Origin of the sequence: Thermococcus litoralis DSM 5473 (genome assembly GCF_000246985.2) — an archaeon.
GTDB classification, from domain to species: Archaea; Methanobacteriota_B; Thermococci; order Thermococcales; family Thermococcaceae; genus Thermococcus_A; species Thermococcus_A litoralis.
Genome location: NC_022084.1, coordinates 2,069,780 through 2,083,236 on the forward strand (window position 1 = coordinate 2,069,780; position 13,457 = coordinate 2,083,236).

The following is a 13,457-nucleotide window of genomic DNA, read 5'->3' on the forward strand; positions in this document are numbered from 1 at the left end:
ATCCCCTCACTTTACTTCTTTTTTCTTGAGCTCTTCCTCATCAATTTCTATAAGGTTTTCTTTTATGTTTAACGGTATTACCCTTGAGAGTTCTTCGGCCTTTTCCTTAATTTCCCTCTCTTTGAGGTTCAAAACATCGCTTAACTGCTCAACTGTTGCTTTTCTATAGAGAAGCAGGTAGTGGAGTATAGCAAGCTGGGTCATGTCGCCGATTTCTTTCAAATACCTCTCTTTGATGTTCTTCATGAGATTGTTTCTGTAGCTCTCAATAGTTTTCAAAGCCTCTACTATCTGATCCAACTTTTTGTTTGCATCTATAAAAGCTGTTACCATAGAGTGTAAGCTTTTTGGGGATTTGTTAAGTTCATCAAGCCTGATTTCAAATCTTTCAAATCTCTCTGGAGAATCTAAATCCAAGCTTTTATACCAGAATATATTGGGTGTGACAGTTACAAGAAACGTTTTTGAAACGGCTATGGAGTAGTATTTCCTTGTAGGTCCAATAAACCCTTCCTCTTTTTCATAGGACTTCAAAACCCCTTCTCTTTCCATTATTTTCAGGTGTTTTGAAACAGCAGTGGAGGAAACGTTAACCTTGCTGCTGAGCAGGCTGAAGTAGCATTCGGTACATGTCAAGTGGCTGAGTAAGTCCCTCCTCACCTTGTTCCCTAAGATGTAAAATATATCTGGTTCAGACATGTTGCCCACCTACCCAAATCTGTATCGTAAAGTTTATATACCGTCATCCTAACCTTTGGTTGAAAACTCTAAATTTGTAAAGTTTCCGTAGATATGTTGCATCCAAAGGTTAAAAAGCTTTAGTTTGAAACTGATTGGAGGTGTATGGAAATGGCGCTTATTAGTGATGGGGACAAGAAAATAATTAAAGAGGAGTTCTTTTCAAAGCTCGTTAATCCGGTTAAGATTATCGTCTTCACAGGGAAAGAGCACTGCCAATACTGTGACCAGCTGAAACAGCTTGTTGAAGAAATTAGCGAGCTTAGCGACCTTATAAGCTATGAAGTGCATGATTTTGACAGTGAAAAAGAGCTTGCCGAGAAGTACAGAATCGATAAAGCCCCAGTAACCATAATAACCCAAGATGGGAAAGACTTTGGAGTTAGGTACTTTGGCCTTCCAGCAGGACATGAGTTTGGATCGTTCTTAGAGGATATTGTTGACGTTTCAAAAGGCGAAACCGACCTCATGGAGGACACCAAAGAAGCAGTAAGGAACATTGACCAAGACGTTGAAATATACGTCTTTGTAACCCCAACCTGCCCCTACTGTCCAATGGCTGTTAGAATGGCACATAAGTTTGCAATTGAGAACTCACTTGCAGGAAAAGGCAAAATCCTTGGAGACATGATTGAGGCAATAGAATTCCCCGAGTGGGCCGACCAGTACAGCGTCATGGCAGTTCCAAAGGTCGTCATAAGGGTCAACGGCGAGGATAAGGTTTCATTCGAAGGTGCTTACCCAGAAAAGATGTTCCTCGAAAAGCTTCTCCAAGCTTTAGAGTGAACCTTTTTAACCCTTCTTTTCTTCTTGCATTCAGGTGTCCCTCGTGAGGACTTTCATCATAAAGGCCAACAAGGCCCATACAAGAGCGGATTTTAGCCTGAAAGACCTTCCGGGGACGAGTGGGAGGATTGATTTACTTTGCAGGTCTTTAAATTCAGCGTTTCTTCTTTCCCATGGGTTTAGGAAGAACGTTAGAGTGTGGCTCAACCTCAACGGACCCCCCGATCCCCCAAAGACCATCAGATTTGAGGGGAGTGAAATCAAGCCTAAGACAATAAATCCCGACGAAATAAGCCTTGCGAAGATAATCATAAAAGCCCTAAAAGTTGGCGAGGGCATAAAAGAGCCTGCAAAGGAATATCCCGTCCTTCCAGGGGTTTATGTAAGCAATCTAAGGTTTGAAGACATCATAAGGAGAACTATTAAGAATTCAACCCTCTACTACCTTCATGAAGAAGGGAAGCCGATTGAGAGAGTAAACTTCAAAGGCAATGTTACCTTTGTTCTTGGAGATCACGAAGGGTTAGCAAGAGAGGATGAAGCTTTTCTTGAAGGAATAGCGGAAAAAGTTAGTGTGGGAAAGAAGAGCTATCTAACCTCGCATGTAATAGCTTACGTCAATATCTTCCTTGACAACCTTCTTTAGTCGTTGAGCAACCTCTCAATCTCTTCTGTTTTTAGGAATCTCCCTTGATCGTATATCAGCTCCCCTCCCACAAATACCTTCTCCACATCGCTCCCCTTTGCCGAGTAAACAATGTGCGAAAGAACGTTTTCCCTTGGCAAGAAGTGGAGCTTCTTTGTGTTTATCAGAACTAAGTCCGCTAAGTAGCCTTCCTTTATGAGGCCAGCTTTTAGTCCCAGTGCTTCAGCCCCTCCAACGGTTGCCCAGTAAAATACTTCCTTCGCAGTTGGCTTTGTGGGTCTTTTCTCTTCACCTTGTTGAGTATTGCCGCAAACTTCATTTCGAGTATCATATCAAGGGAGTTGTTTGACACGGCACAGTCATTTCCGAGGGCAATTCTTCCGCCGAGCTCCCACAGGTCTATTATAGGGGCAATTTCCCCTTCAAGCTTTGCCAAACTCGTAGGACAGTGGACAAGGGCTGCATCGCTCTCTGCATAAATTTTAACTTCGTCTTTTGAAAGATAAACACCATGAACCCCTATGAAGTTCTTTCCCAGCATTTCCAACTCCTTTAGATATTCAACCGGTAGCATCTTTTCCCTTTTCTTGACCCGAAGGACTTCTTCTCTGCTTTGAGAGACGTGCATATGAACTAATGCATTTTCTCTCTCTGCAACCTCTTTGACTTCCGCTAGCAAATCTCTTGAAACGGTGTCCGTTGCATGGGGGGCAAGCGTTGCTTTCACAAGAGTGCTTTTTTTCCATCGTTTGAAAAACTTAAATCCCAGTTCAGGCTCCGCTATGGGCATCTCAACAAGATCCATCATTGTCTGCCCGATAAAAGCCCTAACGCCCAGCTTTTCAGCCGCTTCCGCTATTTTCCATGCAAAAAAGTAGTGGTCGTTTATTACGGTTGATCCGTTTGCTACTGCCTCGGCAATCCCTATTAGTGCCCATTTGTAGATTTCCTCTTCAGTCCATTCCTTTTCCATTGGCCATATTACCTCTTTAAGCCACCTGTCGAGGGGCATGTCATCGCCAAATCCTCTAAACTTATTCATTGCAACGTGAGTATGAGCATTGACAAGCCCGGGCATGAGAAGATACCCACTTCCCCCAAAGGTCTCATCCACGTCAAACTCATTAAGCTTTTCACGGGGAACAATTCCGGCTATTTTGTCCTCCTCTATAAGAACGGCAACGTTCTTTTTAATCCTCTCAACATCGAGGGCATAATCGGCCACGATGGCTTTCACTCTTACCACCTCCCTGTGGGGATTAACTTTATGATGCTTGAGTTATTTAAACCCTATGGCAAAATGGCAAAGAAAGAGGCGAAGGTTTTAAATATTCATCTGCATTCTAGGGATGTGATAACCATGTCTGTGGTATTTGAGGTTAAAGGCAAAAGGTTCCTTGCAAAATCTCTCTGGAATAATTGACTCTTCTGGGATAGATTAATAAAGCCAAGGTTAAAAACTCAAGCAAGATTGGGGGTGTTTTATGATGATCGAGAAGGTTTATTGTGCAGATGTAAAGCCCAAAATGGAAGGAGAAAGGGTAAGGCTTGCTGGATGGGTCTATAGAAAGAGAGAGGTAGGTAAGAAGGTTTTTATAGTACTTAGGGATTCAAGCGGCATAATGCAAACAGTCTTCACAAAAGAGCTTAGCGAAGAGGCTTATACTAAAGCAAAGCAGGTTGGAATAGAGTCAAGCGTCATAATCGAGGGAGTTGTTAAGGTTGATCCAAGGGCTCCAACTGGAGTGGAGATTCAGGCGGATAAGATAGAGATCATTCAAAACGTTGAGTTCTTCCCGATAACGAAAGATGCAAGCGATGAGTTTCTTTTAGATGTGAGACATCTTCACCTTCACTCACCTAAGGTAGCCGATATCATGAAAGTTAAAGGTACATTAATGCAGGCGGCAAGGGAGTGGCTCCTTCAAGATGGATGGTATGAGGTGTTCCCCCCAATTCTGGTCACCGGCGCAGTTGAGGGTGGTTCAACTCTCTTCAAGCTGAAGTACTTTGATAGAGAAGCCTACCTCAGCCAGTCAGCTCAGCTTTACCTCGAGGCAGCAATATTCGGACTTGAGAAGGTGTGGAGCTTAACTCCAAGCTTTAGGGCTGAAAAGAGCAGAACAAGGAGGCATCTCACCGAATACTGGCATCTTGAGCTTGAGGCAGCATGGATGGATTTGTGGGACATAATGAGGGTTGAGGAAGAACTAGTTAGTTATATGGTACAGCGCACTCTCGAACTCAGAAAAAAGGAGATTGAAGGGTTTAGGAAGGATCTCACAACCCTTAAAAACACAGAGCCCCCGTTCCCAAGGATAAGCTATGACGAGGCTATAGATATCCTCCAGAGCAAGGGGGTTAAGATAGAATGGGGCGAGGACATGGGAGCAGATGAGGAGAGAGTTTTAACCGAAGAATTCGACAGGCCTTTCTTTGTTTACGGCTATCCCAAACACATTAAAGCATTCTACATGAAGGAAGATCCCGAAGATCCAAGAAAGGTTTTGGCTGCTGATATGCTTGCTCCCGAAGGATACGGTGAGATCATTGGTGGAAGCCAGAGGGAAGATGACTACAACAAGCTTGTGCAAAGAATAATTGAGGAGGGAATGGATCCCAAGAACTACGAGTGGTACCTCGACCTTAGGAAGTATGGAAGTGTTCCGCACAGCGGTTTTGGGCTTGGGTTGGAGAGGCTCGTTACATGGGTGCTAAAGCTCGACCACATCAGATGGGCAACGCTCTTCCCGAGAACACCCTCAAGAATTTATCCATAAAAGCCCTCTTTCCTTTTAAATTCCCAAAAACCGTAAGATTTATAAATGCAATCAAGCCCAATAAACTCCGAGGGCCCGTAGCCTAGCAGGATAGGGCGCCGGCCTTCTAAGCCGGAGGTCCCGGGTTCGAATCCCGGCGGGCCCGCCATAAATTCTTCAGAAACATCTCTACACCATAATTCTTCCTTAAGCTCCAACCCTAAGAGTTTATGGCAATGATGACCATAAGGTCTCCCCGGCTGAATATGATGAGCTGGACCCGTAACTGAGCCCCTTTTTTGAATAATCCTTAAGAAGGGAATAAAAACTAAAAGTTCTTGCTTACCAAGGTCTTAAATTTCTGCCAAAATTCTCTCTAAAATGCTAACCAGCTTTTCTGCACTTTCCTTAAGCTCCTCACTCATCTCAACAAAAAGTCCCGTCTGCTTTGGCTGGGCACCGATGAGAATGAACTTTGCGTTTATGTGTTCTTTTAGGTAGCTGACCAGAAGCTTTAAGGGCATTTTGTGAGTTGAAAAAGCCTCTCCTAGAGTTCCTTCAGGGTTCGCCAAAACTATTTCGCCTGGCTTTCCTTCGAAGTGCACCGCATCTACAAAAACCACGTGAGTGGGGTTTTCCCTTATTATCTTCCCGGCATAGCTTTCAGGCATTTCTCCGCAGTTTAAAAACACCACCTTAGGGTTTGAAACTCTTTCCTTTAGCATTTCCACAACGTAGACACCAAAAGCATCGTCTCCTCTAACGTCGTTTCCGATTCCACATACAACAACCTTTTTTGCCCCTTTAAAAAATTCCTCCATAATTATCACCAAAAATTGAAATTAAAGAGACTCTGCAATTTTTTCAACCTTTTTGGCAAATTCACTGCTCAAAAGCTCTTCCACGTTGCCTATCTTTCCATCAAGGTCTTTGTAGAGAGGAATGCCGACAAGATAAGGCACGCCAAATTCTTTGGCGAGGTTCTCAATGTCCTTCTCTTCATCGAGCTTCATGTTTTCCACTATGCCAATTATTTTGAGGTTTTGCTCTTTCAACAGTTCAAGGAGCTTTTTAACAACGTTGATAGCAAGCTTTGAAGGTGTAGCCACAACCAGAAACTCGCCTCTTTTGAGAAATCTCAAAACGTCCAAAAATTGATCTCCCATTCCCGGGGGCATGTCAATTATGAGGAAATCAAGCTCATCCCATCTTGTTATTGCCAAAAGCTCTATCAGGGCGTCGCTTATTTCCATTCCCCTCAGGGGGGTTGGCTTATCTTCGGAGTAATACACTATGCTCATAAACTTAATTCCGTGCACTTCTGGAGGAACAACACCTTTGTCCTCTTCGGGAAACTCCTTGGGCTCAAAGCCCAGTATGACGTGGTCACTTGCCCCATGGAAGTCCAGATCGAGAAGGCCAACTTTATAACCTTTCTTTGCCAGAACTAAGGCCAAAGTAGTGGAAACCATTGATTTCCCTACCCCTCCCTTGCCGCTCACTACGGGAATAATCCTCTTGACTTTTTCGAGCCTGGCCTCAACTGCCTTTATCCTTGGGTCAATCACTCCTCATCACCTTCGACCTTTATTGCCGCAAGATAAACTCCTCTCCCCTTTGTAACCTCAAAGTCCCTGCTACCGCATTTTGGACAGGCAAGGAAAGCATGAACAACCTCGGGAATAAAATGGATATCCTCCTTTATCCTCTCGTCAAAACCTTCTTTGACATCTTTGAGCTTCCATTCGTTTCCACAGTTTCTGCACTTAAATTCCGCCTCCTCAATAACAAACTCAATCTCCGCCTCCTCTGCAATAGTCCCCTTCTTTATTTCGTTGATGGCAAACTCAAGTATCTCTTGATTAACGTCCTGCAGTTCTCCAAGGACGATCCTCATGCCCAGAACTTTGTCTTTCCCATGCTGCCTTGCAAATTCAATTGCAGTCCTAACTATACCATCAGCGAGCGCCCATTCGTGCATGATCTTCACCAGAAAACTCTAAGCGAGGAAGTTTATAAATGGTGGCGTTTCAAACAAAAGGTGTTAAAAAGAAAAGAACTAGTGCCACGTAACGGTTTTGTGCTTCACCTTTCCAGCAAGGGCATCCTTTAATGCCTGTTCCATAATCTCCAAGCCTTTTTCTGCAATTTCTTTTGTTATCACAAGCGGTGGCGTTATTCTTATGACGTTTCCGAACATACCGTAGCTCGGTAAAATTAAGCCAAGCTCAAATGCCCTCCAACAGATTTTTCCGGTTAACTCTGGGTCTGGAATCTTGGTGTTGGGCTTTACTATTTCTGCACCTACCATCAGCCCTTTGCCCCTAACGTCTCCAATGACATCATATCTCTCCTTCATTTCAAGCAAGCGCTTCTTTATGAAGTCCCCAACCTTCAGTGCGTTCTCTAGGAGGCTTTCCTCCTCTATTATCTTGAGCGTCGCGTATGCTGCCGCTGAAATAACGGGATTGGCGGCAGGTGTGAGCAGAGCAGAACCGCTTGTCATATCCATGAGCTCGGCTTTTCCAATTACTCCACTAAGACCCATTCCACTTGCTACACCCTTTCCAAAGGATATGAAATCGGGTTCAACACCAAACCACTCGCTTGCAAACCACTTTCCAGTTCTCCCAATTCCTGTCTGCACTTCATCCATTGCCAAGAGAATCCCATATTCGTCTAGCACTTTTTTGAGCTCTTTGAAGAAGTTCTCTGGTGGAACAACGATTCCAGCGTCTCCTTGAATAGGCTCAGCTAAAAGAACGCTTACCTCATCCGGAGGCAATACATGGGCAAAAACATAGTTCTCTAGATAGTCCAAAAAGGCGTTTATCAGCTCGTTAGGCTCTTCATAGCCGTCTATCCTCCACGGGTTTCTGTAAGGATTGGGATATGGAATCCAGACTACATTTGGGACTAGTGGTGAGAATCCTCTCTTCTGCGAGCTTTGAAAGGCAGCGACAGAGGTTGCTCCATAGGTTTGGCCGTGGTAAGCCCCAATGAAGGCAACTATCCAAGGTTTTCTTGTGGCAAAACGGGCAACTTTCATAAGCAGATCGATGGAATCACTCCCACTTAGCCCAAAGAGAATTTTTGGATTTCCTATTGGGGCTTTCTCGGCTAAAATCTCCGCAACTTCTATCGCTCTTTTGCTGTATGTGTAGCCGATCATCGAGTGCTGTATCTTTGCCACCTGCTCCTGAACTTCTTTAACTAGCTTAGGATGAGCATAACCAGTTGAGGCTGCAGCGGCTCCGGCAAGAAAGTCTATAAAAACATTGCCATCCACGTCCTCAATTAGGGCTCCGTAACCTCTCTCGGGAACAACGGGGAAAAGTTTAACACCTAAGCCTTGTGAAATAATTCTTTTTTCCCTCTCTACGAGTTCCTTGGCTTTTGGTCCTGGAGGAGTAACAACTAGTTTTGGATATTCCATCTAGATCACCTCACAAAACGATAAAAAGCCGAAAAGAAAAATGGGAAATCACGGGTTTGCAGAGACAAACTCGTCGGTGTACCTCTTGATGACCGTTGCTAGAAGTATGAGTCCAACAAGGTTTGGTATTGCCATAAGTCCGTTCATCATGTCTGAGAATGTCCATACGTTTTCAAGGGCCGTTGTGGCACCTATGTAGAGGAACACTACGAAGAGGAGGTTGTAGATCAAGTGAAGTTTTGGATAGAGCTTCGCGAACTTTTCTGGGTCGCCTTCAATCCACTTTGCAAGGTACATAATGTTCTGCCTGCCATAGAAGGACCATGCAAGCACCGTAGAGTACGCGAAGAGGATAACACCTATAACCACCATGGCTTCACCTATGTGTCCAAATGCCCTTGCGAAAGCTTCTTGGGTTAGAGGAGTGCTTGTCTTTCCAGTTTCCCATGCCCCCGTTGCCACAATTGAGATACCCGTTAATGAACAGATAATGAGCGTGTCAATGAATGGTCCAAGCATTGCCACGTGAGCCTGTCTTGATGGATGATCCGTTCTTGCTGCAGCGTGAGCGAGTGTAGCAGTTCCTAGACCAGCTTCGTTGGAGAATAGACCTCTAGCTACTCCCCATCTTATAACGGTACCTACTGCACCACCGGCAACTGCCTGTCCAGTGAATGCGTCTTTGAATACGAGGGCTATTGCAGATGGCAGCTGACCAGCGTACTTAATCCAGACACCAATTGCAAAGATGAAGTAGATTATTGCCATAAAGGGAACTAGAGCCTCTGCAACTTCTCCGATTCTCTTAATTCCACCAACGATAACTATGAAGGTTATGAACGCGAAGAAGATACCTGTTATCCATGTTGGAACGTTGAATGCCTGCTTCATTCCCAATGCTAGGGAGTTTGCCTGTGTCATGTTTCCAATTCCAAATGCTGAAATTGCCGCAAATAACGCGAAGAGTATTGCCAAGGTTTTGCCAAGGGTTGGAAGTGAGCGCCCTGTTAATAGATACAGCGCCAGTATGAGGAAGAGAATTGCTATTATGATAGCTAGTGCCATTAATCCTCCGCTTAGCTTTGTAGCTTCATACCCGATGAATATTGCGAAGAGGATTATGAACAGCCCAGCTATTGTCCTGAAAGTTGGTGAGATTTCCTCTTCTGCCAGTCCTCTCTCTAAGAAGTTGAAGGTTCCACCGATCATTGTTCCATCTGGCAACTTGCTTCTAAAGGCAACTCCCAAAAGTCCCTCCGAGTACCTAGTTGCCATTCCAACGAGAGCTGTGACCCACATCCAGAACAGTGCACCCGGTCCTCCGGCAGCTATTGCAGTTGCTACACCCGCTATGTTTCCTATACCAACTGTTCCAGCAATGGTTGCCATTAAAGCTTGGAATGGTGTAATATCACCTTCACCTTGCTTTTTTCTTCCCTCGAAGAGGGTGAACCTTATAGACCACCCAAGTCTGCGGAACTGTATGCCCCCAAGGTATATTGTTAGCAACAACCCTGTACCTACCAGTAAAATCATTATTGGGGGGCCCCAAACCATGCCATCCAGCCAGTTTATAAAGTCCATTATGGCACTCATCTTAGCACCTCCAAAGAGTACTGCATAGTGCACTATGGCATTAAGATTAACGCTAAAGAATTATTTAAAACTTTCTAGCACATTTATGAACCTCAATGAAATAAAATCAAGAAAGAGGACATTACCAATGAACATATTTTCAAGATTTTATGAGGCTAAATGAAACACTACCAGAACTTTCCGTGTTCTTCTCTTGGAATAGGGCAGAGAACTATTCTCCTCGCCCACAGACAATCTCCGCAGCTTGGTACGTTTCCCCAGCAGTCCATTTTTGAGCCCTTGGCATAATCACACGCGTCAACAACAGGACAATCTGTGCAGGAGGGATAGAGGGAATTTCTAACACTAAACCTGAACCACGTATATTCTCTGCTCGTCCATATTTCTTTCAGAGATTTCTCTCTCACATTGCCAAAGGAATAAGCTTCCACCCTTTTTTCCCTTCCGAAAATGTATTCCGGGTATGTATGAAGAAAGCGATAACACGGTGCAACTTCTCCATCCCACCTAACCACAGCGACGTTATTTTCAACAAAGTCACAGTGTCTTTCACTTCTAAGTTTAAATTCCGCTACTTTAACTGGAAATCCACGATATATCTGGGGATAAAGTTTGGAAAGTGCATTGCTTATATCGACACTCCCGTCGTAGATTATCATCTCGGCATGCTCTGCTGTAATCGGCATTAGGTTTGAGAAAAGCAGGGCATCTATGTTAAACCTAGAGAGATACTTCACAAGCTCTGCCATTTGTGTGTAGTTCTCTTTTGTCAAGACTACTTCAACTCCAACATGCGGAATCTCCGTATTTTCCCTCTTCTTTACCTCGGCAAACTTTTTGAGCCGTTCAACTGTAACGCTGGGCATTATATGGCCTAATCTCGTTGGCTGTGTTGGGATTGCATCCAGAGAAATATACATTAAATCAACTCTGAGCTTTACAAGCTCTTCAATAAGTTTATCCGTGAGAAGAAAACCGTTCGTTGAAATACCTACAGCATATCCCCTCTTTTTTACCTCTTTTACCATGTCCATAAAACGGGGATGCACAAGGGGTTCACCAATGCCACCAAAGTAAATCATCTTTAAGTTAGGAAACTCTTTGGCATCATCTAGAATTTTCAAGAAAAGGTTATAGTCCATATCGCCCTCTTCATCTTCCCAGTACTGCTTAAAACACATCTCACATCTCAAATTACATCGGTTTGTTATTTCAATGTAGAGGTATCTCATATCTGGAGCTTTAGGAAGCAGAATCTTAGCGTTATCCCAATGAAACTCATGCATTCAACCGCCTCCCACTGGAGGGAATATACTTACCACGTCTTCGTCCTTGAGCTTGGTGTTAAGCTTCTCAAGGTGCTCGATGTTTTTTCCGTTAACCAAGATAACGGCTCCCTTTTCGAGCTCTTTTTTCATTTTGGAATATTCGTTATAGAGCTTTTCCAGAAGCTCTCCCACTGTCTCAGCCTGAACTTCGAGCTCGCTCTTTCCAACAATGCCCCTGAGTGTAGCAAAAACCCTTACCTTAACCATTTTCCTCACCCAAAAAATAAATAATGAAGAAAAGTTAATAATACTTATCCAAACCAAGCTCCTTAAGCTTCTCCTCAGTCGGATATCCTTTCTCGTCCCAGCCTCTGAGCTTGTAGTATTTTGGAAGGATCTCGTGGAGTTTTACCACGTGTCCTTTGTTGGGCCCTTCAGGCATCGGCTCTTCTAAGAATCTCTTGGGTAGAGTATCGTCTTTTTCTGGGACTAAGCCGGCTTTAAGGTTAAAGATCCTCTCAATGTTCCATACTCTCTCTCCCGCCTTGAGCCACTCGTTAGTTGTGTAATCAAAGCCCGTTGCGGCATTTAGCATCTCGGCGTAGTCATCCGCTCCAAGTGCAAAGCTTGTGAAGAGGCACAGTCCAGCAGAATCGATTACTGCAGTCAAATCTTGGAATATCTTAACCCACTTGGCTTTCTCTTCGCTTACGTCATGAGGATCAAGCTTTACTGGAACACCTAAGATTTCTGGACTGATCATGTAACCTCTAACGTGACATCCGCCTCTGTTGGAGGTGGCATAAGTAACACCGTGTCCTTCTGCTCCTCTGGGATCGTATGCTGGGAGCTCCTGCTTCTTAACGCTCATTGAGTACTCTGGATGCCCGTAGCTCTCAGCCAAGCGGTAGCTTCCTTCAGCTAGTTTGTCCCCAAAGCCCTCTCTCTTTGCAATTTTCTCAATGTAGTAATGGAGCACTTCACTGTTTCCAAACCTCAATGGTGGTGCATCTCCAAGCTCTTCCTGCTTTATGATTCCCTTCTCATAAAGCTCCATAGCTGCCGCTAGAGTTCCACCTGTTGAAATCGTATCAAGACCAAATTCGTCACAGAGGTGGTTTGCTATCACTATGCTCGCCAAGTCGTTTATGCCACAGGTTGCACCAAGAGCCCATATGCTCTCGTATTCGGGACCTTCGGTAATTCCTACAGCTGGGTGATATGAGACTCTTCCACATCCAATTGGACATGCAAAGCATGGGTGGTTCCTCACTAAATACTTCGCGGCCAAAGCTTCACCGCTCTGCTCATTGGCGTACTTAAAGACTCCTGTCTGGAAGTTGTACGTTGGATAAAGACCATTCTCGTTGATTATGTTTACTAGAACTGCAGTTCCATACTGTGGAAGTCCTCCGCCCGTAATTGGATTCTCCTTTATCTTCTTTATCTTCTCCTTAACGACGCTCATGAACTTTTCTTTGTCAGCAAGCTCTACTTGCTTTGTTCCCCTAACGACAACAGCCTTTAAGTTCTTGCTTCCCATTACTGCTCCAACACCGCTTCTTCCAGCTGCCCTGTGTTTATCGTTCATTATGTTTGCAAACCTTACAAGGTTCTCTCCCGCAGGCCCTATACAAGCAACCCTAGCCTTTTTGTCTCCAAACTCTTCAAGAAGCTTGTCAGTAGTTTCTCCAACTCTCTTACCCCAAAGGTGGGAGGCATCTTTGATCTCCACATCTTCATCCTTTATGCTAATGTAAACTGGATGGTCTGCCTTTCCCTCAACAATCAAGGCATCATAACCTGCAAACTTGAGCTCTGGCCCAAAGAAGCCACCGGAATTACTTGAGGCTATGAAGCCTGTTAATGGAGACTTTGTAACTACCATGTACCTACCGCCGGTTGGGGCGGTTGTTCCGGTCAAGGGGCCCGTGGCAAAGATTAACTTATTCTCCGGGCTAAGTGGATCAACTTTTGGATCTATTTCCTCCAAAAGAAGCTTTGTTGCGAGACCTCTACCACCAATGAACTCCTTTGCGTCTTCTTCCTTCAGTTCTTCCACTTTTATTTCTCCCGTCGTTAGGTTAACTCTCAATATCTTTCCCATATATCCAAACATAAAGCAACACCTCAAACAAATATCAACATATAATTATGCATTTCAAATTATAAAATTTGACGAAAATAAAATAGTTTGCAGAAAAGAAAGAGGTTAAACAGCAATGTTC

At 44.2% G+C, this 13,457-nt stretch carries 14 protein-coding genes, 1 tRNA gene and 1 pseudogene; 5 read left to right on the forward strand and 11 right to left on the reverse strand.

Annotated elements, in window-relative coordinates; genetic code table 11:
* Nucleotides 1–6: 6 nt before the first annotated feature.
* Entirely contained in the window at nucleotides 7–699 is a 693-nt protein-coding gene (gene surR, locus OCC_RS11365) for a sulfur metabolism transcriptional regulator SurR (RefSeq protein ID WP_004066808.1), read from the reverse strand.
* A 150-nt stretch (nucleotides 700–849) separates the two neighbouring features.
* On the opposite strand from surR, the gene pdo reads away from it, so the two are divergent.
* Both pdo and trmY read left to right on the forward strand, forming a co-directional pair.
* Nucleotides 850–1,524, forward strand: coding sequence for a protein disulfide oxidoreductase (gene pdo, locus OCC_RS11370; RefSeq protein WP_004066807.1), 675 nt, complete (start codon nucleotides 850–852; stop codon nucleotides 1,522–1,524).
* Between the two features lie 43 nt (nucleotides 1,525–1,567).
* Nucleotides 1,568–2,170, forward strand: coding sequence for a tRNA (pseudouridine(54)-N(1))-methyltransferase TrmY (gene trmY / locus OCC_RS11375; RefSeq protein ID WP_004066806.1), 603 nt, complete (start codon nucleotides 1,568–1,570; stop codon nucleotides 2,168–2,170).
* A 116-nt stretch (nucleotides 2,171–2,286) separates the two neighbouring features.
* Here trmY and OCC_RS13120 read toward each other — a convergent pair.
* Nucleotides 2,287–2,388: pseudogene (locus tag OCC_RS13120) on the reverse strand (hypothetical protein); the annotation flags it as partial.
* Nucleotides 2,379–3,407 carry an amidohydrolase family protein gene (locus OCC_RS11380; RefSeq protein ID WP_020953829.1) on the reverse strand — a complete coding sequence of 343 codons (1,029 nt, stop codon included), beginning with the start codon at nucleotides 3,405–3,407 and terminating at the stop codon, nucleotides 2,379–2,381. The gene OCC_RS11380 and the pseudogene OCC_RS13120, both read right to left, overlap by 10 nt.
* A 30-nt stretch (nucleotides 3,408–3,437) precedes the next feature.
* Between OCC_RS11380 and OCC_RS12655 the strand changes: the two genes are divergently transcribed.
* The 3 genes from OCC_RS12655 (at nucleotide 3,438) to OCC_RS11390 (ending at nucleotide 5,098) form a co-directional block, all read left to right on the forward strand.
* Nucleotides 3,438–3,593, forward strand: coding sequence for a hypothetical protein (locus OCC_RS12655; protein WP_004066805.1), 156 nt, complete (start codon nucleotides 3,438–3,440; stop codon nucleotides 3,591–3,593).
* Nucleotides 3,594–3,657: 64 nt separating this feature from the next.
* Complete coding sequence (asnS, locus tag OCC_RS11385) at nucleotides 3,658–4,950, forward strand: asparagine--tRNA ligase (RefSeq protein ID WP_004066804.1); 1,293 nt, start codon at nucleotides 3,658–3,660, stop codon at nucleotides 4,948–4,950.
* 71 nt (nucleotides 4,951–5,021) lie between these two features.
* Nucleotides 5,022–5,098 (forward strand) — tRNA-Arg (locus OCC_RS11390).
* 184 nt (nucleotides 5,099–5,282) lie between these two features.
* Here OCC_RS11390 and hycI read toward each other — a convergent pair.
* The 8 genes from hycI to OCC_RS11430 form a co-directional block, all read right to left on the reverse strand.
* A complete protein-coding gene (gene hycI / locus OCC_RS11395) occupies nucleotides 5,283–5,750 on the reverse strand; it encodes a hydrogenase maturation peptidase HycI (RefSeq protein ID WP_004066803.1) in 468 nt (155 codons plus the stop codon).
* Nucleotides 5,751–5,771: 21 nt separating this feature from the next.
* Nucleotides 5,772–6,497, reverse strand: a complete 726-nt coding sequence (locus OCC_RS11400; RefSeq protein WP_004066802.1) for an Mrp/NBP35 family ATP-binding protein — start codon at nucleotides 6,495–6,497, stop codon at nucleotides 5,772–5,774.
* Nucleotides 6,494–6,910 carry a hydrogenase nickel incorporation protein HypA gene (gene hypA / locus OCC_RS11405; RefSeq protein WP_004066801.1) on the reverse strand — a complete coding sequence of 139 codons (417 nt, stop codon included), beginning with the start codon at nucleotides 6,908–6,910 and terminating at the stop codon, nucleotides 6,494–6,496. Before hypA ends, OCC_RS11400 begins: the two co-directional genes overlap by 4 nt.
* Nucleotides 6,911–6,988: 78 nt before the next feature.
* The gene (locus OCC_RS11410; RefSeq protein ID WP_004066800.1) at nucleotides 6,989–8,365 is read right to left on the reverse strand and encodes an acetyl ornithine aminotransferase family protein; all 1,377 of its coding nucleotides are present in this window, start codon (nucleotides 8,363–8,365) and stop codon (nucleotides 6,989–6,991) included.
* A gap of 48 nt (nucleotides 8,366–8,413) precedes the next feature.
* Nucleotides 8,414–9,961: an alanine/glycine:cation symporter family protein gene (locus OCC_RS11415; protein ID WP_004066799.1), complete on the reverse strand. Its 1,548-nt coding sequence runs from the start codon at nucleotides 9,959–9,961 to the stop codon at nucleotides 8,414–8,416.
* A gap of 167 nt (nucleotides 9,962–10,128) precedes the next feature.
* Complete coding sequence (locus OCC_RS11420) at nucleotides 10,129–11,247, reverse strand: tungsten cofactor oxidoreductase radical SAM maturase (protein ID WP_004066798.1); 1,119 nt, start codon at nucleotides 11,245–11,247, stop codon at nucleotides 10,129–10,131.
* Nucleotides 11,248–11,496, reverse strand: coding sequence for a ubiquitin-like small modifier protein 1 (locus OCC_RS11425; protein WP_004066797.1), 249 nt, complete (start codon nucleotides 11,494–11,496; stop codon nucleotides 11,248–11,250).
* A 34-nt stretch (nucleotides 11,497–11,530) separates the two neighbouring features.
* The gene (locus OCC_RS11430) at nucleotides 11,531–13,348 is read right to left on the reverse strand and encodes an aldehyde ferredoxin oxidoreductase family protein (protein WP_004066796.1); all 1,818 of its coding nucleotides are present in this window, start codon (nucleotides 13,346–13,348) and stop codon (nucleotides 11,531–11,533) included.
* Between the last annotated feature and the right edge of the window lie 109 nt (nucleotides 13,349–13,457).

Coding starts and splice junctions, on each gene's coding strand:
- hypA (WP_004066801.1), bottom strand. CDS start 6,910: ATGCACGAATGGGCGCTCGCTGATGGTATAGTTAGGACTGCAATTGAA.
- surR (WP_004066808.1), bottom strand. CDS start 699: ATGTCTGAACCAGATATATTTTACATCTTAGGGAACAAGGTGAGGAGG.
- OCC_RS11410 (WP_004066800.1), bottom strand. CDS start 8,365: ATGGAATATCCAAAACTAGTTGTTACTCCTCCAGGACCAAAAGCCAAG.
- OCC_RS12655 (WP_004066805.1), top strand. CDS start 3,438: ATGATGCTTGAGTTATTTAAACCCTATGGCAAAATGGCAAAGAAAGAG.
- OCC_RS11415 (WP_004066799.1), bottom strand. CDS start 9,961: ATGAGTGCCATAATGGACTTTATAAACTGGCTGGATGGCATGGTTTGG.
- OCC_RS11420 (WP_004066798.1), bottom strand. CDS start 11,247: ATGCATGAGTTTCATTGGGATAACGCTAAGATTCTGCTTCCTAAAGCT.
- asnS (WP_004066804.1), top strand. CDS start 3,658: ATGATCGAGAAGGTTTATTGTGCAGATGTAAAGCCCAAAATGGAAGGA.
- pdo (WP_004066807.1), top strand. CDS start 850: ATGGCGCTTATTAGTGATGGGGACAAGAAAATAATTAAAGAGGAGTTC.
- OCC_RS11430 (WP_004066796.1), bottom strand. CDS start 13,348: ATGTTTGGATATATGGGAAAGATATTGAGAGTTAACCTAACGACGGGA.
- hycI (WP_004066803.1), bottom strand. CDS start 5,750: ATGGAGGAATTTTTTAAAGGGGCAAAAAAGGTTGTTGTATGTGGAATC.
- OCC_RS11425 (WP_004066797.1), bottom strand. CDS start 11,496: ATGGTTAAGGTAAGGGTTTTTGCTACACTCAGGGGCATTGTTGGAAAG.